This window comes from Legionella cincinnatiensis (assembly GCF_900452415.1).
Taxonomy (GTDB): Bacteria; Pseudomonadota; Gammaproteobacteria; order Legionellales; family Legionellaceae; genus Legionella; species Legionella cincinnatiensis.
In genome coordinates, this window is the sequence record NZ_UGNX01000001.1 from 177,957 (window position 1) to 201,820 (window position 23,864).

The following is a 23,864-nucleotide window of genomic DNA, read 5'->3' on the forward strand; positions in this document are numbered from 1 at the left end:
TGTTATGAGTATACTACAAACACTGCAAGTACAGCTGGCGCAACGACAAGCAATTCCCTTTGCAGAATTCATGCAACTTGCATTGTACGCTCCAAGTGAAGGCTATTATAGTTCAGGATTGCAAAAATTGGGGAAGTATGGCGATTTTATCACGGCTCCTGAACTAACCCCTTTATTTGGTAAAACTTTAGCAAATCAATGTTTGCAAGTGTTCGATGTTCTTGAATCACCTTCACTCTTTGAGTTTGGTGCGGGCTCTGGGGCACTTTGTGTCTCTATATTAGAGCATCTTGCAGAACATAAGTCTTTGCCCAAAGCTTATTACATCCTGGAGGTCAGCGCTAACTTATGTCATCGTCAACGTGAGATGATTACACAAAAAATCCCTCATTTAGCGCATCTTGTCACTTGGCTGGATCGTTGGCCAGAAACTCCATTTAATGGTGTGGTTTTGGCAAATGAAGTTCTAGATGCAATGCCCGTGCATCGTTTCATGAATACTGAACAAGGAATTATGGAAAGTTATGTGTGCCTCAATGAGCATCAACAGTTGGTTGAGATTTTCAAACCTTGTCACAATCAACGTTTGCAGAACTATATAAATCATAAAATACCTGCGTTAGGTGTCCCTTATCTTTCAGAGGTCAATCTTTTTATTGATGATTGGATTTTAAATAATTATCGTATGTTGAAGCAAGGTGTGGTTTTTTTGATTGATTATGGATTTCCGCGCCATGAGTATTATCATCCAGATCGAAATCAAGGGACGTTGATGTGTCATTATCAACATCATAGTCATGCAAATCCTTTATTGCATCTTGGTGAACAAGATATTACTGCGCATGTAGACTTCACTCATGTAGCAGAAGCTGGGCAACAGGCAGGCTTTCATATCGCCGGTTATACCAACCAAGCCTCTTTTTTGCTGGCCAATGGTTTGTTAAGCTTTATTAATTCCTTGCATAGTGAAGTGGAACAGATGCGCGCCAAACAAGCGATAAAACAATTGACACAACCGAGTGAAATGGGTGAGTTGTTTAAAGTAATTGCGTTAAGCAAAGAGATAGATGTTGCTTTCCAGGGGGTTCAACTAAATGATAAACGAGTGAGTTTATGAACGAGAAAAAATATCTTACTACGGTAGAATTACAAAAAGAATCAATGAAGTTTTCTGCGGGTCATACTACAATTTTCTCTGCCACAGAAAGAGAACCATTGCATGGTCATATGTATGGCGTTTATCTTGCATTGACTACCTGGGTTGAAGAAAATGGGATGACCTTTGATTACCGTTATTATAAAGAGCGTATCCATAAATTATGTCGTTATTTGAACCAAACTTTTTTGATGCCGCAATTTTCACCTTTTTTGGAATATGCTGAAGATGAGGCATATTATTATTTTACGTTTAACCATAAAAAAATTCCTTTTCTTAAGGAAGATGTGACTCTATTACCAGTAACCAATATTACCGTCGAAGAGCTTTCAAAGTGGTTTGTTCATGAGTTAATTCAAGATAAGGAGGAGCTGGAGAGGCATCGCATCGAGAAGGTTATAGTCAAAGTTTTCTCTGCTCCGGGACAATCAGCCAGCCATGAATGGCAAAGAGCGGATGAATAAATCTCTTTTCCAATTTACTGCGGAGCTAAAAATGCCAGAAGACACAGAGTGCAGAACTGGAGCTCCTATGAATTTAGGCGAAGAATCAAGTGTCTCATTAATACCTAAAATGACAGTGAATACTGTTTATCAAGTGTGTATCCCCCATACCCATCGAGATTATTTTGATTATATTGCAGACGAATTTACTCCATGTATAGGTGCTCGAGTTTGGGTTCCGTTTCGTAAACAAACCCGATTGGGAGTTGTAATCAGCGCCAATGAATCTTTGCAGGATAGTGGAGCCTTATTAAAAAATATCAGTGCTATTATTGACGAAGAGCCTTTAATTGATGAAAAAATATTGATTTTATGCTCATGGATTGGGAGTTATTACCAATCGCCTTTATCGGAAGTATTGCCTTTGGCTTTACCCAAGAAATATCGTCTAGGCCAAGCCTGCCAATTGCCGATGGGCGATTTTTATCAATTAGCATTACCTTTGGATGAGGCTAAAAAACGCATTCCCATTCGTGCACACAAGCAGCTACAGCTTATCGAATTTTTAAGTACTCAAAAAGAACCTGTTGCTCAACGAGATTTAACCCAAAAAGGATTTAATAGTACTCAATTGGGTCACTTACTTGCAGCACAAGTTCTTTCTTTATCACAACAAATCTTAATTCCTCAACCAGCAGAAATGTTGCAGTTACCGCCACTGATGCTGAATTCAGAACAAGCGGTTGCTGTCACTGCGATTAAAGAAAAACTGAATCATTATCAATGCTTTTTATTACAAGGAGTTACGGGTAGTGGTAAGACGGAAGTTTATTTGCAGGTGATTGCTGAAGTTTTAGAGCAAGAGAAGCAGGTTTTAGTTTTGGTTCCTGAAATTGGGTTAACACCACAATTGGTCGCTCGTTTTACGGCACGCTTTAAACAACCTATTGCGGTGATCCATTCTGGCTTAAATGAATCCGAACGCCAAGTTTCTTGGCAATTAGCAAAAGAAAATAAGGTTAAATTGGTCATCGGCACCAGAGCTTCCATTTTCACACCAATGCCTGATTTAGGATTAATTGTGGTTGATGAAGAGCATGATCCCTCATTAAAACAAATGGAGGGGGTGCGCTATTCAGCTCGTGATACGGCATTAATGCGGGCAAATTTGGCAAATATTCCTATCATTTTGGGTTCAGCGACACCCAGTCTTGAAAGCATTTATAACAGCAAACAGCACAAATATAAATTGTTACGCTTAACTCATAAAGCGTTATCGACGACGCCACTGCATTACCAACTCATTGATCTGCGCTCTCAAGTAGTGCAACATGGTTTAGCCACTCCAACCTTACATGTGATTCAAGAACATTTACAGAAAAAGAATCAGGTTTTAGTATTTATTAATCGGCGTGGTTTTGCACCGGTATTGTTATGCCATCAATGTGGTTGGATGGTTGATTGTCGTGCTTGCGACAGCCATTTGACGCTTCATAAACAAGTAGGTCAGATGATTTGTCACCATTGTGGTTTGACGCAAAAAAAACCAGCGCATTGCTCGAGTTGCCAAAGTATGGAACTGATTCCCGTAGGAGCAGGTACTCAGCGTATTCATGAGTTTTTAAGCGCATATTTCCCTAATACAGAAGTTGTGCGTATCGATAGGGATGTAGTTCGTAAAAAGAATTCCATGGATGAACATTTGGATAAAATCCATAGTGGAGAGGCTCAGCTCATTGTTGGTACGCAAATGTTGGCGAAGGGCCACCATTTCCCACGTTTATCTTTAGTGGTGGTACTTGATACGGATGCTGGACTTTACAACCAAGATTTTCGTGCTCTAGAGCATTTAGGACAATTATTAACTCAAGTTTCAGGTCGTGCAGGACGTGAAGATGATGCAGGGCAAGTTTTAATTCAAACCCATTTACCGGATCATCCATTACTTAATGTGTTGATTCAGCAGGGCTATGATCAATTTGCAGATGTCTTATTAACAATGCGCCAACAAGCTGAAATGCCTCCGTTTCACTATCTAGCAGTAGTTCGGGCACAAGGAAAAGCAGCAACAAAGGTATCAAAATTTTTACAGGCGGTTAAAGATCAGATAAAAACACACTCTATTATCGTTATGGGACCCGCACCAGCACCTATGCCTCGTAAAGCCAATCAATACCGCATGCAATTATTGATTAAATCCTCTTCAAGAAAAGTTCTAAAAAATGCTTTAACCCAATTGCGTGAATGGCTCACAAAAAATAAATTAAGTAATGGTATACGTTGGAATGTAGATGTGGATCCTATCGATTTATCTTAATAAAAAGTCAAATTGGAATCTAAAATGAATGAGCTAAAAGTTGAAATCCATAAAAAAGTGTTCTCTATTGCGTGGGGCGACATGGATGCATTAGGGCATGTAAATAATGCACGATATTTTGAGTATTTTCAGGAAGCCCGGATTGAATGGTTAAGGGACTTAAATATTAAGATGACGGGAAAAACAGGTCCAGTAGTGATTCATGTTGCTTGTACCTTTTTGAAACCGGTAATTTATCCTGCTACGGTTACTTTATGTTCTAAAATTCATAGCCTGGGTAATTCCAGTATGATTATGGATCATGAACTTTATCAAAATGAAGTGCTTATGGCCCACGGTAGTTGTAAAATTGTTTGGGTGGATTATACGCAAAATAAATCAATACCATTACCCGATATTTTTCGTACTCTTTATGCAACACCCTACACTTGAAAAATATTTTTGATTCTATCCATCATCATTACAATGGGTTTATTACCCTACCGCTGAATTTGATCGGTTATGTATCAAAATTGTTGATGTCTTATTACGCTAGAGTTTCATCATCCTTAGTTTTGACCGAAGGATCCATCGATGAGCAAAGACCTTGGAGCTTCCGGTTAAGCCGGAAGATGAAGTAATAAATGTAAATCAACAAATTTGTTACACCTCCAATGTGATCTGACAGACTTTCGCATTAAGGATTCGCAATAGTTGGAGAAGAATGCTGCTCCGCTAGTTCAATTGCAATAGTATTGATGTCTGTTTTGATCTCATTATATCGTTTTGTGGCTTCTTCCAGTTGATTTTTAGCGATCATTTTAGGGAGCTCACTTTCCAATTCGGCTAAAGCATTTTTTTGCAAGCTCTCTACCATGGGTAAAATTTTATTAGAATCAAAGTCTCTATTGATGAGTGCTCGAATTTTTATTATTTGAAAAGTCGCTTCATTATAATTTATTAGGTCGCTCGTATCTTCAAGATCTGGTTTTTGTAGATTAGCCAGTTTGATTAATGTACTTCTTACTTTTTCAATAAGTTCTTTATGAGACATAATATTCTTCCTAAAATGTGTTGGAGATTTGTGGAGCTACTTCTTTTTCTAAGTTATTGTTTTCTGCAGAAGTGTTTTTTAATTGGGCAAATTGATTTTTATAATTATGGAATTGGCTTATCTGCTTTAATTTGAGGCCTTCCATATGTTCGTTATATTTCTCCATAGTCTTAGGTGGGATAGTTTGTTCTAATTGAATTTGTCGTTCAATAACTCTTCCCCAACCCGCACTCATATTGGCGCCATGGCTAATCTCTATATGATTTTTTGCTAAGAAATCGCCAGTCAGTAATACTTCAACTAATTGTTCTTGTGTCTCTCCATATAGGGTACTGCCATCTGCAGTGATTAAAAGCCATGCTCCCTCTAAATTACTCCCGTATGGATTTCTCATATCAAAACCATGCTGGTATAAATCATGGACATTTACATCATGATGTAGATGAGGGATAACATAAGGAATTTCATTTTTAGTAGCGAAGACGAAATGTGAGGCCATATGCTCAGTAATTTTATTCAACATGGTTGAGGATATGTTATTCTGTACCAGCATCATTTCTGCTTGCACTAATCGTCTAGATACATCCATAATATTATCCGGGGTAATGACATCTTTTATAGATACTAATATATCCATAGCTCTTTGCACTGCATCAGTATTATATTTTTCACCGTAGTGAGTATTTAATTTATCTCTATAAGCATGATTTAACACTTGTTGAAAAACAAACTCATGAGGGGTAATACAACCTGCACGCGCTAGAGCGAAATCACTTACTATTTCAGTAATACTTGGTATGGATAATGTTTTTTCTTCAAATGAAGACAATGGCATATTCTTTAAATTTTTCTCTTTGGCTTTATCTTGGATTTCTTTTAAATAGGCATCTGAGTATGCTAACAATTTTTCCTTATTTTTTATCCCTTCTTCTTTTGGTGCAAATACATTGATCACTTCCGCATATTTAGAATCTAAACCAGGAGGATGGCCTAAGGCCATGCCATCCCAATCACCAGCGACAATACGGCCTCCTTTGTTATATACCTCTAAAATGACCTGATTTGCTGTTTCTTCCTCTAAATGAGTTTTTAATTTATTTAAAACTTTTTCAAGTGATGTACATTCTTTTATTAAACTATAGTGGGGATGATCGACTCCCATCGCGTGTTTAAACTCTTCAGCACTACGAGCCCTATTGGCAAAAACTTTCGCACTTTTAAGTTCAGATTCGTTTGGATTAGCACTTTTAGATTCGGTATAGTGCAGTTTAAAAGTATGATTAAATATTTGTTTATAGAGTTCATCGGGTATTGCTTCGAGTTCAGGAGGTTTTTTAATAATACCTTGACTCGCATCCCAATTTTTATCGTGTTCCGCTTTATCCCATTCGCGTGAGTAAAAAATAGGATTATTTTCCCCTGCTGATAGGTTTACAACAAATTGACCATTGAATCCAGTGGGAGAATCATCGGTTTTCGGTCCATGCCCTTTTTTATATTCAAATCGTAGCAGTCTACTTTCTGGATTAAATCCTAGGACGTGTAAATCGCCATCTGGACCAACTTCACGCAAAATATCTCTCATATTAATATCAAGTTGCATAGTATGTTGGTAGTCAGTATGCGTCGGCTTTAATAAAAGATGGTCCCTATCTTTGGCGTTATGAGGCAGGGGCTCTCCATTTTGCTGGATACGAGCAAAGCGAAGTTCTTCTGCAAGTGACCCTTTAAAGAATCCTTGTTTGCTGGTTTTACTTAAGTTAACCCCACTTTTCGGACTCCTATTTTTATTATATTGAGGAGGATCTCCTGCTCTTAATATGATGCTACTGTTAAGTGCATGAGCTTGCATAATATTTGCAGTTACAAATTCAGATTGAGCACCCGCAGCAATCATGGCCTGTGCACCTATAAGAATTCCCTCGTTTGTTTTGTTATTCGCTACGGTAACTTTTGGGTTAGAGGCTACTTGCATTGCAAAAGGCAGACTGCCTCTTGCTTTAATATCTTCACTTTTAGAGTTACTCATGATCTTGTCTTCATAAATAAGATGAATTTCTTCAGCCCTTATTAAAAATTGTAACAAGCTAATATTATGAAATGCTGACAACAGAATTCCTATTTGGAATGATATTTCTCCCAATGGAATACTGCTCTGAGGAAGGGACAATCAGAAATTAAGCGGAGTAAAAAAGGAGATAATACTGGTTTTGTATTAATTCAAGATATCGATCAAAATCAATTTCAGCGAATCATAGCGCTTAAATTAGGGCAATTAGAGCCCATTTTCGAATTAGAATTACTATTGCAAGCAATCATTGGGATAAAAACTCCCGAGCCATGGTTGCTTCTCGCTCTCATAGATGTAACTATAAACGTTGCGCTGCCGATGTATCATTGATTTGAGATAGTTGTTTGAGGATACCATGAAAAAACAAAGGATTGTACTTAGCTTATTCTGTTCGTTTTATCTCATTTTAAGTTTTGCCGATAACTCATTAAATAAGGAAAAGCAAACAACAGGGGTTAATAGTAATCCTTTATTTTATCTGCAAGGCATTTATAGTTATCGAGATTTCAAATTTAAATCCGTTAAATCTGCAAATTATAACAGCTTTCAAGGCCATTCCAATTTCTATGCATTAGGGGCAAATAACCTGCAAATAATGAGAGGGCTTACTGGAGGTTTATTTATTTACAGGGCCGATATGAGTTTGGGCTCCGACGTGCTTATTTTTCCCACGTCGCTTATTCAAACAACGCAATCAATCCATAATAATTCACTTTTTGGCCATGTAACAAAATCGATTAAGCCACATCTATTTGTCGATTTTTATGGTGGTTATGGACAAAATAAGCTTAATTACCTCACATTAATGGCGCCTAATACGTCCAATCAACAAATTGCCTCAGCTACGAATCATAGCAATAATTGGTTTGTAAGTTTAAGTACTTTATATAACACTATTTTTCATAATTTTTTAATTACCGGTGCTTTTAGTGTTTTGCATAATGAAGTGAAACAAAATGGATTTACTTATTTTTTTCGCCCTAATTTAGTATCAAATACCATAGCACCACTAACTAATAAGTCCTCATATCTTTTGGAAAATGCAGAAATAGGCTACAAGATCACGCAAACCATAGCGCCTTTTATCAATGGAGGTTTAATTCAGGTTGTCCAGTTTTCCAATAGCCGACCACTCATATCAGGTACTTTAGTGAGTACTGCGCCTGAATTTAATTTAAATCAAAATGGATTCCAAGTGGGTGGGGGAGTGAATTTTACATTGAAAAAGGTGACTCTGCGTTTGGAACAACAATATGTACAACGTACTAATGTTTATCATAGCAATCTTTCCATAGTTTCATTAAAGATTGCTATGGATTAGGGGCCTTTCTTTGATTAAAGCAATTAAAACCAGAACAATACAATTAGGTTTGGGGAGTTTATGCCTCATTTTTATTCTTTTATTACAGAGTGAACAGCCTTCTTTTTTAAATCGTATTAATGGTCTTATCTATGATTATTTATCCAAGTTGAGTTTGCATCAGAAAAAAAACTTCCCTCGAGTAGCGATTATCGATATTGACGATTATTCTGTCCAACAAGAAGGTCGTTGGCCGTGGCCGCGTGATAAAATCGCTCTCCTATTGAATAATCTAAAAAATCTTGGGGTAAAGATTGTTGCTTTTGATATCGTGTTTTCTGATGTTGAAAAAAATTATGCCCAGAGCCTAAAAGAAAAAGTAGCTCAATTACCTTTTGCACAAAAGGATATGCAACGGCAAATTATGCACTTGTTGAATGAGATAGAACCTTATGTCGATAATGATCAAATTTTCGCCTCCACTTTATCAAGTAACAATGCTGTTCTCGGTTATTTATTACATTATGATGCCCAGGTAAAAAAAGGTTCTTTACCTCAACCTTTGCTTAATCAAAATGCGAAACCTATTGATGCAACCCATTACATTGTACCTGAATTTTTGGGATATAATGGGATTTTACCCTTGTTTTTAAAGGCATCTCCTCATGCTGGTTTCGTTTCCAATATTCCAGATCTTGATGGCGTTATTAGACATGGAAGCCTATTAGGAAATTATGCCAATAAATTGTATGCAAACATTGCACTTGCAGCAGCAATGCAATATTTAGCGACGGATCACGTAAAATTGGTGACGCATACGAGTCATGGTAAAGAACTTTTAGATGGGATCACCATTAAAAATATTTTTATACCCACGAATCATAAAGGACAAATACTGATTCCATTTTGGGGATTACCAGGTACCATTGATTACTATTCAGCAAGTGATGTGTTACAAAATAAACTGTCTCCTAATGAACTTAGTGGTTCAATTGTGATTGTTGGTTCTACCATGGTGCTTTTAGCAGATCTCCACCAAACGCCTTTATCTCAAACTTTTCCAGGCGCTGAAATAAATGCTAATATAATTACGGCAATTTTGACTCAAGAGGTATTGGTCGAATTTAATTGGAATACTGTTACGGGCATACTGGCGATTAGTGCATTAGGAGGTCTTTTAGTTATTCTATTTCCTTTTTGTAGCCCTTTTATCTTGTTACTTTTTTATTTCCTTATTCTTACTGTAATTTCAGGCATTTCTTTTTTAGTGTTTAATTATCAAAATACCTTTATTGCCCCCGCGATAATATTTTTGTTAACTACTTTATTAGCAATCATTAATTTTTCTTATGATTTCATTCTGGAAAAGCGGCAAAAAAATAAAATAAAACAATTGTTTGGACAATATGTTCCTCCTTCTTATGTAAAAAAACTCACTGATTTTTCTGAAAACTACAGTATGGAAGGTGAAACGCGTGAGATGACGGTTTTTTTTGCTGATATTCGTGATTTTACTACCTTAAGTGAACATTTAGAGGCTAAAGAGATTAAAAGGCTACTCAATGAATTTTTTACGCCAATTACTGATATTATTTTTAATCATAAAGGCACAATCGATAAATATGTGGGCGATATGATCATGGCTTTTTGGGGCGCTCCTTTAACCGATAATGAGCATTGTTATCATGCTATTTCAGCTGCTTTAACGATTAAAGATAATCTAGAAGAAATTAATAAAAAATTATTAGAGGTGAATTTGCCTTACATCAGGATAGGTATGGGACTTGCCACTGGATTAATGGATGTAGGGGACATGGGGTCAGAGTTTCGCCGCTCCTACACCGTTCTTGGTGATACAGTAAATTTAGCCTCCCGGTTACAAGATCTAACCAAATACTACCAAATTTCCATTTTGGTTAATGAGTCATCACAAATGTGGGATACTCCTTTTCTCTGGTGTTTGGTGGATCAAATTACCGTGAAGGGACGGCATATTCCAGTGAAGATTTATGAGCCCCTAGGCTATAGACAAGAGGCTTCACCAGAGCTTTTAGCAGAGTTACAAGAATATGAGCAAGGATTAAAATGTTATTATGCCCAAGAGTGGGAAAAAGCAAAAGAACGATTCCGAAATTTACTTGCACAAAATCCTGAACGGCATCTGTATCAAATTTTTTTAAGTCGTATTGAAGATTTTATTCAACAGCCACCGCCGAAAGACTGGAACGGAGTATTTGTTCATATGCAAAAATAAGAGTTGTTTATTATTTAATCAATATATTGCTAGGAAAGCAAATGAAAAAATTAATTGTTATCAATGTGCTTCTCTATTCTATCAATGTAGTTGCACAACCTGTCGCCAAAGTATTAAATGTCACCAATACAGCAATCGCTAAAAAGGGTAACATACAACGAATACTATCTCCCGGCTCACCAATTCATATAGGTGAATCAATCATCACTAAGGCGAATGCCAAAATAGATATTCAATATGAAAACGGTACTCTTGTAGCGGTACAAAAGAACTCCAATTATGAAACGGTGGCTTATAAACCAAAGGCAGAATTAAAATTAAAAGCCAAATTAAATACAGGTGCAATTGAATACAAATCAACTGGAAAAAAGAAAGGCCTCATACAAACGCCCGTGGTTGCACTCGCTATTGAGGGAACGCAATTCAAACTTATTGCAACTCCACAAAAAACATACATTCAAGTTACTGAAGGAATGGTAAAAAGTGGTAATGAACTTCTTGGCCCTTCACAAAAGTTTGCCAGTGGTTCGTTTGATAAAAATCAAAAATTTACTCCAGGTTCTATTCCCTGGAATACTTATAGCAGTTTAGGGGCTACAAACATGACAGTGCCCACTCAGAATCAGACTGTTATGCTCAGTAATGAAATCAATATGGACTTAGTTGCGAATATGAGTACAAGTGCTGCTGTAGACAGTTTAGTGACTATGCCACCAACTGAACTAGCAGAGCTTATTATAGGTTGCCCATAGAAGGACATAGCGTTTCTTAAATAAGTTCATCTAAAGAATAATTGAGCCCATTTAAGATGAAACAATTTATAGCGCCACCCACTAAGTTTGATACAGCGTTAAAAGCTCTCTCGGCTCCATCATGTACTTAAGTACATGACTTCACCTCACTTGACTTGCGCCTTGTCAAGAACTTAGTGAATGACGCTATAGAATCAAAGATTTCCAGTGATTGCAATGCCAGTTGGGTTATTAAATCCACTTCCAGTTGTTCCAGGACAACTCAATTCACCAGTACTTTGAGTAATGTTACATAGAGATACTGCACTATTGCCACTATTGGCTATATAAGCAATAGTATTTGCGGAATTGATAGTAATGCCAAAAGGTTGATTAAATCCACTTCCGGTTGTGCCTGGACACGTTAAGCCTCCCGTACTTTGCTCTATGCTACAAAGAAAAACTTCACTAGGGCTACCACCGCCAAAACCGTTACTCACATAAGCAAAGTTTCCCCCTGGATTAAGCGTGATACGATTAGGATGATTAAAATCCCCTGCATATACAGCGCAAGAAGTAAAATTACCAGTACTTTGATCGATAACGCAGGCAGAAATATTATTAGCCAGCTCATTAACTATATAAGCAAAAGTACCTGCTGGATTTACTGTAATACCCCCAGGGCCGTTAAACCCACTGCCTGTTGTACTCGGGCAAGTTAACTCACCAGTAGTTTGGTTAATAACACAATGAGAAATGGTATTATTTCCACTATTAGTGACATAGGCCATAGTGCCTGCAGGATTGATAGCAATGTCAATAGGACTCTGAAAGGTGCCGCCTGTGGTTCCCGGACAATTTAATGTTCCTGAGGTTTGATTCACATTGCAAAGAGTAATTAAGCCATTATTTTGATTCACTATATAAGCAAAAGTACCTGTTGGATTAATATGAATGGCACGAGGATTGTTAAAGCCACTACCTGTTGTTCCTGGACAAGTTAATACCCCGGTAGTTTGATTAATATTGCAAAGAGATACAGTGTTTGCTCCACTATTGGTTACATAGGTATATAAAACCACGCAAGTAACGCTTATGTCCGTTACATCTGCCATAACATTGGAGCCAGAACCATTATTCACACTACATTTTAGCCCACTAGGTTGTTGCAGTACGGTCACTTCATAGCCTCCACCTTCTGCAATAGGTGTAGAAAATTGAAATGAGGTTGCATTCGCAGGAACGGATAGATTATCGCCGCCATTATTTTGGAGTACCAAGCCGTCCGCGGTTAATCCCGAAATGGAACCTCCAATTGTATACGTCGTTACACTACAGACAATGCTTATATCGGTCACATTCGCCATAACATTGGAGCCTGTCGCATTATCAATGGTACAGGTTAATCCAGTTGGCTGTTGTTGGATGGTAACTGCATAACTTCCCCCTTCTGCAATAGGTGTCGCAAACTGGAATGAGGTTGCATTCGCAGGAACGGACAGATTGTCGCCGCCATTATTTTGGAGAACCAATCCACTCGCTGTTAATCCCGAAATGGAACCTCCAATTGTATACGTCGTTACACTACAGACAATGCTTATATTAGTCACATTCGCCATAATATCAGTGCCCGAAGCGTTATTGATGGTACAGGTTAATCCAGTCGGTTGTTGTACTATGGTCACATCGTAGCTTCCCCCCGCTGCAACAGGTGTTGAAAATTGAAAAGAGGTTGCACCAGCAGGTACCGATAAATTGTCACTCCCATTGTTTTGGAGAATCAAGCCACTCGTTGTTAATCCAGAAATTGAACCTCCTATTGTATAGGCCGAAGCAACAACTTCCATGGCAATGTAAGAAGTACTTGTTCGAGTACCGACAATAGGTATAGAAGTGACTGTATGTGCCGTATTACCAGGCAAAAATTTAAGGACACAACCCTTTTGTGGGGGTAAAACAGCGCAATTAGAGGCATCTTGGGAAACATCGGTCCAATCAGAAGGTAAAATAGCGCGAATATTAGATGCGGTTACTCTTTTCGAGTTATTAAAAATGGTTACAGTAGCTGGGACATTAGAACCAGCGGTCATTTGTACGATACAATCACCAAGATGATTTCTGCTCAGACAATTTTTATTAGGTATAATGGACAAAGAGGCATTAGCCTGGACTAGAATTACTAACCAACCCATTAAAATCATTATAAGCTGTGCGATTTTATTTTTATTCATTAAAGATCCCTTTTCTTTTTAGAACAATGCTTGTCGTACGTATTCAGATGTATGTTTATTTCCTCTTTGCGATATTAAAACTCGACTTCGTGCGGCTAAACCGGTTAGAAGTCGAAAGTTAAATGAACAATATTTTACACAGCAATTGGGGCTTTAATCGCAGGATGCGATTGATAATTCAAAAATTCAAAATCATCAAAAGTATATTCAAACAACGATTGAGGCTTACGTTTAATCTTTAAAGTGGCTAAAGGCAGTGGCTCTCTCGTTAATTGAGTGCGTGTTTGTTCCAAATGATTCAAATACAAATGACAGTCACCACCCGTCCATATAAAATCGCCTGTTTGTAAATCGCATTGCTGGGCAACCATATGGGTGAGCAAGGAATAAGAGGCGATATTGAAAGGTACCCCCAAGAATACATCAGCAGAGCGCTGATATAACTGACAAGAAAGAGTATTATTGGCAACATAAAATTGGAATAAAGCATGGCAGGGCATTAGCGCCATTTGATCCAGTTCACCTACATTCCAAGCACTGACAAGTAAGCGACGCGAATCAGGATTGGATTTAATTTGTTGTATCACTTCACTAAGCTGATCGATTGTACGCCCATCCGTTGTTGGCCAACTTCTCCATTGTTTGCCGTAAATAGGGCCTAAATCTCCTTTGCTGTCTGCCCATTCATCCCATATAGTGACCCCGTTTTCATTTAAATAGGCGATATTTGTATTACCGCTTAAAAACCAGAGTAATTCGTGCACAATACTGCGTGTATGCAGCTTTTTGGTGGTTAATAAAGGAAATCCCTGGCTTAAATCAAAACGCATCTGATATCCAAAGATTGATAAGGTTCCAGTTCCTGTTCGATCTGTTTTTCTTGTCCCATTTTTTAAAATATGCTCTAACAAATTCAAATAAGTTTTCATCGTTTAATCCACCATAACCAAATTCCCAGCACCAACATGGGAAGAGATAAAATTTGTCCCATTGTCAACCATCCGAAGGCTATAAAGCCTAATTGAGGATCGGGTTGTCGAAAAAATTCTGCAATGATACGGCATACCGCATAGCCCATTAAAAAAACAGCAGACACTCGCCCAGTAGGGCGAGGTTTACTTGCATAAATCCATACGAGTAAAAATAAGCACACTCCTTCCAACCCAAACTCATAAAGTTCTGAGGGATGACGCGGCTGATTATCTACATGGCTGTAAACCATACCCCAAGGCATGTCTGTGACTCGCCCCCAAAGTTCGCCATTAATAAAATTACCGATACGCCCCGCCCCTAAACCTATAGGAACTAATGGTGCAATAAAATCGCCAATTTCCCAGAAAGGTTTACTTTGTCGGGAAGCAAAGATCCAAAGTGCCGCTACTACGCCGAGCAAACCACCATGAAAAGACATCCCACCTTGCCAGATTTTAAACAAGGACAGAGGGTTATGGGCCAGTTCAGGAAAATCATAAAAAAGCATATAGCCTATACGACCACCAATAATTACTCCAAGGGCGGCATAAAAGATCAAATCGCTGATTTGTTCGGAGGTCCAATCTAATTTATAGTGTTTACTGCGCCAGTGAGCCAATAACCAGGCGCTGACAAAGCCAAGTAAATACATTAACCCATACCAATGAACTTGTAATGGCCCTATTGAAAAAGCTACTGGATTTATATAGGGGAAAGTGAGCATATATTTTTAGGTTCCTTTTTTATATAGCGCCACCTTCTAAGTTCTATACATCGGTGCAAGTTCGTGCGGTTCAGTCATGTACTTTTGTACACTTCTTCACTCCCTTTACTTGCGCCTTGTCTTCGTGGATAGCGCTATAGCCATGCTTCGTGTAATAAAAAATGGTGTCCATTGTAGCTTGGGTGGAGGTGAAGAATCCAGATTTAGAGCGCATAGAATTCCAGGGCTTACCTCATTTCCCAGGATATAATTTTTATCATATTGATATTTATAAAGATTTTCCAGCTCTGATGAGACTACCTAAGCCTACTTCTTCCAGAGATTTTTGCAAATGAAAGCGTATTTGTGCGGGATGTTCAAACTCTAGGACTTCTGCAAGTATTTTGCGTGCACTGGCAATAGCAAAATTACGAATAACCCATTTTACTCTTGGTAAACTAGATGAATTCATACTCAAGGTATCAAAACCCATGGCAATTAACAAAATGACTGCTAATGGGTCGCTAGCCATTTCGCCACAGATGCTCACCTCAACTCCTGCAGCGTGGCCTCCTTCTACTACTTTGAGTAAAACCCGTAACATTGCTGGATGCATCGCATCATAAAGACCTGCGACGCGAGCATTATTTCTATCTACAGCTAAGAAGTATTGAGTTAAGTCATTGCTACCTACAGAAATAAAATCAACTCGTTTAGCAATTTCACGTGCTAAATAAGCAGCCGCAGGTACTTCGATCATCACTCCTAATTTAGGTTTTTCAATGATGCATCCTTCTTCCAATAACTCAGTAAAAGCTTGTTCAATAAGATAAGCAGCTTCCTCGACTTCACTTAAATTGGTCACCATAGGTAACATGATACGCAGATTATTTAATTCTTCACTTGCACGCATCATGGCACGTACTTGCATTAGAAATACATCAGGATGATCCAGGGTAACCCGAATTCCTCTCCATCCTAAATAAGGATTATCTTCTTTTACTGGGAAATAGGGGAGTACTTTATCTCCACCGATGTCTAACGTGCGCATAGTTACAGGGCGTGGTGCAAAAGCTTTTAATGTTTGTCTGTAAATAATGGTTTGTTCGTCTTCCGAAGGGAAATGATCGCGACTCATAAAAGGGACTTCAGAGCGATATAAACCAACTCCTTCTGCTCCCACACTCATTGACAAGCCTGCATCCATCGCCAAACCGGTGTTGACTTGCAAAGAAACTTTATAGTTATCAATGGTTTCTGCGGATTTATCCCGTAAACTGATTAGACTTTGATTTAATGCCTGTTCTTCTTGCTCCAGAAGTTTAAATTCGGCAAGAACAGATTTAGAGGGTGAAATATAAACTTGGCCATAATATCCATCAACAACAATAGCACGCTTAGAAATAGACTCTAATTTTAAACCACGCACTCCCATAACGGTGGGTACACCCAAGGCACGAGCTAAAATAGCAACATGCGAGTTATTGGAGCCTTTTGCTGACACTACTCCGGCTAAATAACCTTCGGGTACTTCTGCTAGGGCAGCGGCGGTGACTTCTTCTCCGACAAGAATAGTTCGTTTAGGATAAATAATTTCTTCTTGTTGCGACCATTGTAATGCAGCTAAAACACGACGTCCCAAATCACGAAAATCACTGGCACGTTCGCGTAAGTAAGAGTCTTCCATGCTTTCAAATTGCGCGATGTGTTTTTTTACAACTGTAGCTAAAGCTGCTTGGGCGCCAATTTTTTCTTTGCGAATGACATGCTCTACTTCGACTCCTAAGCTGTCTTTATCGAGAATGCGTAAATATACGTCAAAAAGTGCATGCTCATCTTCTGCTACAACTGCTTTCATGCGCCTGCTTAAACGATGCATATCCTCTCTGGTGGATTCAAGCGCTTCATAAAATGCTTTGATTTCTTCATCCAATGTTTCGACAGGATGAAGTGGAACTGCATCGATATCTGCTTGAGGATACACCACTACAGCACTGCCTATTCCAATACCTGGTACTGAGCCAATTCCAGTTAGAGCTGCTGAGCTTACTTCGACTTTGGCCACTCCTATGGGCTTGGGTAGCGTTAATTCGGCTAGTTCTCCTGTAGCCTCTGCGTGGGCAATGATCCCCCAAGCTGAGCGGCCAAGGTAATTAAAAAGGACTCTTCTGTATCATCAAAATGACGTTGTTCTGCCTGCTGAACAATGAGAACACCATAGAGTTTTCGATGCTGAATAATCGGCACGCCTAAGAAGGCCTTAAGATGTTCTTCACCTAATAAGGGATTATGGTAAAAATCAGGATGAGCGGGGGCATCTTCAATGTTAATCGGTTCTTCACGTCGTCCAACAAGTCCAACAAGACCACTATCTAATGAAATGCGTACACGAAACTGAGCTTGCTTGTTTAAACCTTCGGTAGCGATAAGTACATATTCGGCATGTTTGGTATCGATAAGGTAAACGGAAGCAGCCTCCGCATTTATGGCTTTATTAATTTGCTGCACTAAAACACCAAGCGCCTCGGAAAGCTGCCTTGCTGCAGTGACTTCTTGAACTATCCGTTTAAGTACCTTGAGCATCTCTAGCTTATTACTACCTCTTTCTTCGTTTGATACCGTAAGGTGTACGGCGATTTTTTATTTTTAATAAAGGCTCTAGCTCTTTTAAAGCCTGAATATATACTTGGCGTTTAAAAAAGATAACCTGTCCTTCGGGTTCATGAAAATCAACCCAACGCCAGCTGTCAAATTCAGGAGAATCACTAAGATCAAGCTTTACTTTTTGTTCGCTGGCAGTAAGCTTTAACAAAAACCATTTTTGTTTTTGTCCAATGACTAAGGGTTCGCTGCCATGGCGTAGATATTGTTTAGGTAATCTATATCTAAGCCAACGTTTCGTAGAGCCTATGACCTCAACATCTTCTTTGTCTAATCCTACTTCTTCATGCAACTCTCGAAACATTGCTTCTAGTGATGTTTCACCAGCAGCTAATCCTCCTTGTGGAAATTGCCAAGCATCATGACCGCTTCTTCTTCCCCAAAAAACTCTGTTCTGTGAGTTGACAAGGATAATTCCTACATTCAGCCGATATCCGGCACGATCAATTACCATGATGTCACTGTTTTCAATTAAACCACTAATATATTGATTCTTTCATAAACTACAAGACCTTGGCAATTAAATCTGTAATTATTATTTAAAAATGGGTTTTATTCGATGAGGGAAAATATCACAAGGGGTTTAGATGAAGCATTTATAATAAAAATAAGGTCTGAATGCTCGTTATATAAATCCCAATTGCTGTTTTAAGGTGCTGATTTGGAGGTATTAAAAAGCCATTCCGAAAACACTATTCTGTGGCATTTTTGAAATGCTTGGTGGTTATTCCGAAGCGGGGAGTTAAATTTAGAGTCAATCTATGTCTCATTTTATATCCATCTTTTTTTCCGGTGAGATGGCACCTTCTTATCTACTGAGGTCAAGTGTGGGCTAAGTGACCGAATCATTAAGTAATGATTCGGTTTCAGGTAAATGATTACTCTTACATACGTATTTCAGTGTTTTTCACTTCTTTTTCTATTTCTGTACTTAGTTGTTTGTTCAGCTCATTTTTATAATCTTTAAATTTTTGAGCAAGTGAAGCTTCGCCCACAATTTTTTCCTCCTTCTTGTCGTGAAGCGCATCATGTAAATAACGACTAAATGAATTCTTGTTTGTGCCGGAAGTGTTAACCGTTTCATTTGCCACTTTTAATATATTAGCCATAGGTGTATCTTGATTATTAATCATGTCTAATAATTTTTGAGCTTGTTCTCTCCCATATGAGCCATGAGATAAAAAACTAAACCGAAAACCTGAAGCGTTATTCTTAGACCATTCTAAATAATTTGTCGCAGCACTTCGAATTTGCTCAACCATTTCGCGTACCTTGATTTTTGCGTCAAGCTGGCTTCCAGCTTGTTGTTTTAGGGTCTCAATTTTCTCTTGCAATTCACCATGGAATTTGTCTGGCAGGGTATTTTGTTTCTCTTCAACATCTACTATTTTGTTTAAAATCTCTTCATATTTCTCGTGTGCTCCTTTCAGCGTTCCAAATTTATTTATATCTTCGGGCTTAATGTCGTTTAATTCTCGAATCAACGCATCAAGAGGTTCTCTTTCCTTTGTTGCAAATGCAGATTCAATTTTAATCCTTGCCTCGTCAATCTTTTGTTGAAATTTTTCCTTAAATTCCTCATTAGGCAAGGTTCCTTTTTTCTCTTCAAGCTTTCTTAATTCTTCCAGTGAATCAGTTTTGAGTCGAGTGGCCTCTTCTATTGAGATAGCTTTTGTGATTTGAGTTGCGATTTGATCGGGCTTAATGGCATTTAATTCTTGACTTAACTTCACAAAAGGATGGAAACTTGTCCCTACGATTGCGAGAGCCGCTTCTCTTTGTTGTCTTCCTACTTCTGCATATTTTGCCATTGCACTCTCAAAGTTATCTTTATCATCTCCTGTTAAATTTGTAATCACTTCGTTTCTTTCTTTATCTGTTCCCTTGCTCTTTTGGTCTTCTCCTACTTTTTTTAGTATAGCGGCTTCTTTTTTTGTGAATACTGGTCCAGGTATTTTGGCGAGTGCCTCATTTACGAGTTTAACGGTCTCTATGGCCATTAATACTTGTGGCGTGTTGGCTATTGAATCGGGGAAAGGTTTCTCTTTATCCTCAGCCCCAGCAGCGATGGCGATTAGTTGACCATAGGTGTACCCATCTACTTTAATCCGACCGATCTCATTTCCCTTAAATGAACTTCCTTCGCATCCAGGTTTAAACGATAGACCCTCTTTACCTACCTTGTTTACGACGGCAATACCGCCGCGATTAATGAACGTGTCATAAGATCTATTATTGGTATGATCTTCGATCCACATATGTTCAGGAACCAGATCATCACGTCGAAAACCTCCGCAAAGGAACATATTCTCCACCGGCAATACAGTCTCTTCTGTTCTGAGTTTAAGAATTTCCCCCATGTTGAACATGCGTTCTTCACGTATTTCTTCTGGTGTTAGCCTGGGATAGGGTTGTATGACATATCTTGGGTCTTCTCTCTTTTTATCTTCTTCGTCAAGATCATGATTAATCTGGAGCTGTAAGCGGCGCATTGCTTTCTCAGTACCGATAGTTTCATACTTTTTGTTAACTGCATCTCTTGTCTCCCAATTAGGCGCACTCACTATGGCGAATACGTGACAGGACTGTCCGGTATCAACTATGGTTCTTTTATTTTTTCCAATTGTAGGAGCTGTATGTTCTTGAAACAGGGCATTGTATGCTGGAGTTGTGTTAGATGATTTAGGCATGATGTGACCTCATTGACATCTTGATGATCATAATTTTAATTATAGATAATATTTATTTTTTTTGGTGCATGATTAAAAAATTTGCAACATATTGGATTAGTTGAAAATGGAATAATCAAAATTATTCTGTTGCTTTTAACGGATTGTTAACGGTCATCTGTTCCACGTAATCGAGATTCATTTTGATGGAGGCTCAATGCGCGTATAGAAATGGATTTCCGCTTTTGCAAAAATGACGAAGCCCTTAAGCCAATGGCGGTGGTGGTGGGTTAGGATACTCAACAGTTATACAAAGGAGTTGTTCAGCACATAATTAGAAAAGTTGTTCAGAAAAAATGCCAGGAGATCGTTTGATTCTGGGAGTAATTTTATAATGTGGCAGAGCTTCATTCTGCGTATAGTTCCGTAATTCCAGGAAAAACATGAGCGCTTGTAAATCTACCATCGTGTCACTACCAAGGTAGTGACACTTTAAAAATAATAATGCTGGTCCTAATTTGCTGGCTAAAACCACGAGTTGTGAGTCTAGCGTAGGCTAAGATTATTTTGATCTTCAGGTTTTGATGGAGCATGTTTGTCATTTTGGCCTGAGAAGATTCCTGATTGGGATGGTTTGGGGGCAAAAGCAGTTAAAGCAGCTACTTGTCCAGCAGTATAACCACTTACTTTGACTCTAAATATTTCATCCCCTTTAAAAGCACTTCCTTCACATCCGGGTCTGAAAGGCATGCCATCAATGCCGACACTTTTGATTCGTATAATTGGCTGATCGATGAAAGTATCATAAGTATAGCCGCTGGCTCTGTCTTCTAGCCACAAATGTTCAGGACTAACTTGTCCTTCTCTAAACCCACCGCAGAGATACAGTTCATCAGCCTCTTCCACTGTTTCATCTCGAAGCTTTGCGACAAGATTCATTACTTGTTGTCTTACATTAAAAAGCTGATTTTCATTTAATCCTTCACCGAAGTTAAGCTTAAATCCTATTCTATTGGTTAGATCTTCAAAAAGCTTATTAATATCTCTTTTTCCAGTAACATCGCCACTTAAAGCAAATGTATGGCAAGCTTGATCTTTTATACTGATTTGATTTGGCATTATAATCACCATTAAGATTAAATAGGGTAATTATTGTAAATAATTTGGATCTTTTTTTCAAGATATGCCTCAAAATTTAGCTGATTTGACATGTATGGTTCAGTACTGCGAATTTATCTTATTGCCATCATCATGATCCCGAGCAACGCAGGGATGACCTCTTATGCTAATAAAATTCTTATCCTGAGTTTACGCTAAATTAATGCAATACCACTAAGAATTGAAGTGAGTAGTCGCTCATTTAGTTATATAATTGGAACAAAACTTCTAATTGACAATCTTATGCGCAAACGAATTTTAATACTTAATACTGGTGGCACCATTAGTTGCATCAAAACTAAAAATGGTTATGAGCCATCCTTGGGTTATGTGGCATCAGCATTACAGCAGATTCCTTTGCTTCAACATCAAGATATGCCTGAATATATCATCAAGGAATATCAGCCTTTACTCGATTCATCCAATATGACCGTGCATGATTGGAACAGAATTGCTAAAGATATTGCGGATGATTATGATCATTTTGATGGCTTTGTTGTTTTTCATGGCACAGATACGATGGCTTACACGGCTTCAGCTTTATCATTTATGTTGGAGAACTTGGGAAAGCCTGTGATTCTTACTGGTTCTCAGATTCCTTTATCTGAAGTTCGTAATGATGCTATTGATAATGTGGTTACTTCGTTATGGTTATGTGCACATCAACCAATACATGAGGTATGTATTTATTTTGATCAACATTTGTTGCGTGGAAACCGAACGCAAAAAATAAGCTCTCAGGGGTTTAAAGCATTTGATTCTCCCAATTATTCTCATTTAGCATCTATAGGGATTGACATTAAAGTACATAAGAACCTTTTGTTAAAAAGGCCACAAAAGTCATTTCATTTACAAACTATTGAGCCCCAATTTATTGCTAATTTTAGGTTATTTCCAGGTTTTGCCACGGATGTTTTAGCATACATATTAAATCAGCCCTTATGTGGTTTAATTTTAGAGACCTATGGTGCAGGGAATGCCCAAAACAATGATCCGCGTTTTTTAAAACAACTTACAGATGCTTGCGCACGCGGGGTAATTATTATTAATTGTACTCAATGTCAGCAAGGAGGTGTGGAGATGAGTCAATATGCTACGGGACATTCTTTGAAAGAAGCAGGACTTATTAGTGGTCATGATATGACTCCAGAGGCAGCTCATTGCAAGTTATTGTATTTATTGAGTAAAAGATTGGATATTGTCACAATAAAGCAATTAATAGAAACTGATCTTTGTGGTGAGTTAACTTCATAGCCTAGATTTCCCCAGGCTATGTCTTGCAAGAATTAAAGCGAGAGTGGATCCATGACCACTGATTTTTTAAGCGAAGCAATTTCTTCGAGTACGTGCTGCATGCAAACTTCTAATCGACCTCTACTTGGTTTGAGTGTGGGTGCTTTCACATTTGCTGTTGCAAAAAATGAGAGACTAACTGGAACACTTGTTATCGGTTGTGCTTGTCTACAAATTTCAGCATTTTCTCGTTTAATCGCATCTACTTCTCGAAGCACCAATTCTTGACGCATCCCATCATATTCCTCACCCTCTTTCACCCCTTTTAAGAGGTCATCGCATTTTTTCAGATGAGAAAGTAAACACGCTTCTTTGTGCTCTCTGACACTCACAGTGGACGTAGCGCCAACAAGTGATGAAACAGCCTTAACAATGTAGCCTTCATCGACGGGGTTAAAAATATTTTCACCGAAATAGTATGCGGCATGGGCACAAAGAATATTAAAGGGATGTTTTGAGTTTTGTATATCACTAAGGGGAAAGGATACAGTTGTCTCATTAGCCTTAAAGGTCAAGGTGGAAATGGTATTATAAAATCGTTCTAAATTGGAATTCATTTCGGTTAAGGTTGTATTCAAATTCCCACGAGCATATTGATATTCTTTGCGCTTTCCTTCGACTTCCGCATCGAGCTCGGCGATTGCTTTCTTTAAGGCAAGCAAACTTTGTAAATCTGTTTCCTTGGGAACAAAGTCATCAATTTGTCTCCTTAGTTTAAGGGTTAACTCTTTTTGTGCTTCAGAAAGCTCTGCGTTTCTAAAGCCACCAAACCAGCTTTGGTTTTTGGCACTCGAGTCTTCCATCGACTTGTCTAGGCATTGAAGCATTAATCTTTTAGCTGCTCTAATAAAAACGGTCATCGCTCTACTCCT

At 38.3% G+C, this 23,864-nt stretch carries 17 protein-coding genes and 1 pseudogene; 8 read left to right on the forward strand and 10 right to left on the reverse strand.

From position 1 onward, the window contains the following. The first annotated feature begins 4 nt into the window (after nucleotides 1-4). The 4 genes from DYH34_RS00815 to DYH34_RS00830 all read left to right on the forward strand — a co-directional run bounded on the left by DYH34_RS00815 (nucleotide 5) and on the right by DYH34_RS00830 (nucleotide 4,348). Nucleotides 5-1,117, forward strand: coding sequence for a class I SAM-dependent methyltransferase (locus tag DYH34_RS00815; RefSeq protein WP_058464092.1), 1,113 nt, complete (start codon nucleotides 5-7; stop codon nucleotides 1,115-1,117). Continuing rightward, nucleotides 1,114-1,620: a 6-pyruvoyl trahydropterin synthase family protein gene (locus DYH34_RS00820; protein WP_058464091.1), complete on the forward strand. Its 507-nt coding sequence runs from the start codon at nucleotides 1,114-1,116 to the stop codon at nucleotides 1,618-1,620. The genes DYH34_RS00815 and DYH34_RS00820 overlap by 4 nt, the downstream gene beginning before the upstream one ends. A gap of 115 nt (nucleotides 1,621-1,735) precedes the next feature. Beyond that, a complete protein-coding gene (locus tag DYH34_RS00825) occupies nucleotides 1,736-3,916 on the forward strand; it encodes a primosomal protein N' (protein WP_172465426.1) in 2,181 nt (726 codons plus the stop codon). Between the two features lie 24 nt (nucleotides 3,917-3,940). After that, the gene (locus DYH34_RS00830) at nucleotides 3,941-4,348 is read left to right on the forward strand and encodes an acyl-CoA thioesterase (RefSeq protein ID WP_058464090.1); all 408 of its coding nucleotides are present in this window, start codon (nucleotides 3,941-3,943) and stop codon (nucleotides 4,346-4,348) included. Between the two features lie 244 nt (nucleotides 4,349-4,592). Here DYH34_RS00830 and DYH34_RS00835 read toward each other — a convergent pair whose 3' ends face one another. Together DYH34_RS00835 and DYH34_RS00840 are read right to left on the reverse strand one after the other, a co-directional pair. Beyond that, entirely contained in the window at nucleotides 4,593-4,949 is a 357-nt protein-coding gene (locus DYH34_RS00835) for a hypothetical protein (protein ID WP_058464089.1), read from the reverse strand. Between the two features lie 10 nt (nucleotides 4,950-4,959). Beyond that, nucleotides 4,960-6,978 (reverse strand): hypothetical protein, encoded by a 2,019-nt coding sequence (locus DYH34_RS00840; RefSeq protein WP_058464333.1) that lies wholly within the window; start codon nucleotides 6,976-6,978, stop codon nucleotides 4,960-4,962. Nucleotides 6,979-7,375: 397 nt separating this feature from the next. Between DYH34_RS00840 and DYH34_RS00845 the strand changes: the two genes are divergently transcribed. From DYH34_RS00845 to DYH34_RS00855, 3 genes are read left to right on the forward strand one after another with little or no spacing between them, the layout of a single operon-like run. After that, nucleotides 7,376-8,341, forward strand: coding sequence for an autotransporter outer membrane beta-barrel domain-containing protein (locus DYH34_RS00845; protein ID WP_058464088.1), 966 nt, complete (start codon nucleotides 7,376-7,378; stop codon nucleotides 8,339-8,341). A gap of 10 nt (nucleotides 8,342-8,351) precedes the next feature. Beyond that, a complete protein-coding gene (locus DYH34_RS00850; protein ID WP_238589442.1) occupies nucleotides 8,352-10,574 on the forward strand; it encodes a CHASE2 domain-containing protein in 2,223 nt (740 codons plus the stop codon). Between the two features lie 41 nt (nucleotides 10,575-10,615). Beyond that, nucleotides 10,616-11,326, forward strand: coding sequence for a FecR domain-containing protein (locus tag DYH34_RS00855; RefSeq protein ID WP_058464087.1), 711 nt, complete (start codon nucleotides 10,616-10,618; stop codon nucleotides 11,324-11,326). Between the two features lie 194 nt (nucleotides 11,327-11,520). Here DYH34_RS00855 and DYH34_RS00860 read toward each other — a convergent pair whose 3' ends face one another. The 7 genes and pseudogenes from DYH34_RS00860 to DYH34_RS00890 form a co-directional block, all read right to left on the reverse strand. Continuing rightward, nucleotides 11,521-13,536: an NHL repeat-containing protein gene (locus DYH34_RS00860; protein ID WP_058464086.1), complete on the reverse strand. Its 2,016-nt coding sequence runs from the start codon at nucleotides 13,534-13,536 to the stop codon at nucleotides 11,521-11,523. Nucleotides 13,537-13,670: 134 nt separating this feature from the next. Next, nucleotides 13,671-14,465, reverse strand: coding sequence for a thymidylate synthase (gene thyA / locus DYH34_RS00865; protein ID WP_058464085.1), 795 nt, complete (start codon nucleotides 14,463-14,465; stop codon nucleotides 13,671-13,673). After that, nucleotides 14,462-15,232, reverse strand: a complete 771-nt coding sequence (lgt, locus tag DYH34_RS00870; RefSeq protein ID WP_058464084.1) for a prolipoprotein diacylglyceryl transferase — start codon at nucleotides 15,230-15,232, stop codon at nucleotides 14,462-14,464. The genes thyA and lgt overlap by 4 nt, the downstream gene beginning before the upstream one ends. 268 nt (nucleotides 15,233-15,500) lie before the next feature. Beyond that, nucleotides 15,501-17,794 (reverse strand): annotated as a pseudogene (ptsP, locus tag DYH34_RS00875) (phosphoenolpyruvate--protein phosphotransferase). Between the two features lie 13 nt (nucleotides 17,795-17,807). After that, nucleotides 17,808-18,326 (reverse strand): RNA pyrophosphohydrolase, encoded by a 519-nt coding sequence (locus DYH34_RS00880; protein WP_058464083.1) that lies wholly within the window; start codon nucleotides 18,324-18,326, stop codon nucleotides 17,808-17,810. A 430-nt stretch (nucleotides 18,327-18,756) separates the two neighbouring features. Beyond that, complete coding sequence (locus DYH34_RS00885; protein ID WP_058464082.1) at nucleotides 18,757-20,562, reverse strand: hypothetical protein; 1,806 nt, start codon at nucleotides 20,560-20,562, stop codon at nucleotides 18,757-18,759. Nucleotides 20,563-21,087: 525 nt separating this feature from the next. After that, nucleotides 21,088-21,660 carry a hypothetical protein gene (locus tag DYH34_RS00890; protein ID WP_058464081.1) on the reverse strand — a complete coding sequence of 191 codons (573 nt, stop codon included), beginning with the start codon at nucleotides 21,658-21,660 and terminating at the stop codon, nucleotides 21,088-21,090. 282 nt (nucleotides 21,661-21,942) lie between these two features. Between DYH34_RS00890 and ansA the strand changes: the two genes are divergently transcribed. Beyond that, nucleotides 21,943-22,953: an asparaginase gene (gene ansA, locus DYH34_RS00895; RefSeq protein ID WP_058464080.1), complete on the forward strand. Its 1,011-nt coding sequence runs from the start codon at nucleotides 21,943-21,945 to the stop codon at nucleotides 22,951-22,953. Between the two features lie 32 nt (nucleotides 22,954-22,985). On the opposite strand, the gene DYH34_RS00900 is transcribed toward ansA, so the two are convergent. Further along, entirely contained in the window at nucleotides 22,986-23,852 is an 867-nt protein-coding gene (locus tag DYH34_RS00900) for a hypothetical protein (RefSeq protein WP_058464079.1), read from the reverse strand. Nucleotides 23,853-23,864 lie beyond the last annotated feature (12 nt).

What these genes read in the sequence shown, in the direction of transcription:
- DYH34_RS00830 (WP_058464090.1), top strand. Translation starts at nt 3,941, where the DNA reads ATGAATGAGCTAAAAGTTGAAATCCATAAAAAAGTGTTCTCTATTGCG.
- thyA (WP_058464085.1), bottom strand. Translation starts at nt 14,465, where the DNA reads ATGAAAACTTATTTGAATTTGTTAGAGCATATTTTAAAAAATGGGACA.
- DYH34_RS00845 (WP_058464088.1), top strand. Translation starts at nt 7,376, where the DNA reads ATGAAAAAACAAAGGATTGTACTTAGCTTATTCTGTTCGTTTTATCTC.
- DYH34_RS00880 (WP_058464083.1), bottom strand. Translation starts at nt 18,326, where the DNA reads ATGGTAATTGATCGTGCCGGATATCGGCTGAATGTAGGAATTATCCTT.
- DYH34_RS00885 (WP_058464082.1), bottom strand. Translation starts at nt 20,562, where the DNA reads ATGCCTAAATCATCTAACACAACTCCAGCATACAATGCCCTGTTTCAA.
- DYH34_RS00835 (WP_058464089.1), bottom strand. Translation starts at nt 4,949, where the DNA reads ATGTCTCATAAAGAACTTATTGAAAAAGTAAGAAGTACATTAATCAAA.
- DYH34_RS00840 (WP_058464333.1), bottom strand. Translation starts at nt 6,978, where the DNA reads ATGAGTAACTCTAAAAGTGAAGATATTAAAGCAAGAGGCAGTCTGCCT.
- DYH34_RS00860 (WP_058464086.1), bottom strand. Translation starts at nt 13,536, where the DNA reads ATGAATAAAAATAAAATCGCACAGCTTATAATGATTTTAATGGGTTGG.
- DYH34_RS00890 (WP_058464081.1), bottom strand. Translation starts at nt 21,660, where the DNA reads ATGCCAAATCAAATCAGTATAAAAGATCAAGCTTGCCATACATTTGCT.
- lgt (WP_058464084.1), bottom strand. Translation starts at nt 15,232, where the DNA reads ATGCTCACTTTCCCCTATATAAATCCAGTAGCTTTTTCAATAGGGCCA.
- DYH34_RS00855 (WP_058464087.1), top strand. Translation starts at nt 10,616, where the DNA reads ATGAAAAAATTAATTGTTATCAATGTGCTTCTCTATTCTATCAATGTA.
- DYH34_RS00815 (WP_058464092.1), top strand. Translation starts at nt 5, where the DNA reads ATGAGTATACTACAAACACTGCAAGTACAGCTGGCGCAACGACAAGCA.
- ansA (WP_058464080.1), top strand. Translation starts at nt 21,943, where the DNA reads ATGCGCAAACGAATTTTAATACTTAATACTGGTGGCACCATTAGTTGC.
- DYH34_RS00820 (WP_058464091.1), top strand. Translation starts at nt 1,114, where the DNA reads ATGAACGAGAAAAAATATCTTACTACGGTAGAATTACAAAAAGAATCA.
- DYH34_RS00900 (WP_058464079.1), bottom strand. Translation starts at nt 23,852, where the DNA reads ATGACCGTTTTTATTAGAGCAGCTAAAAGATTAATGCTTCAATGCCTA.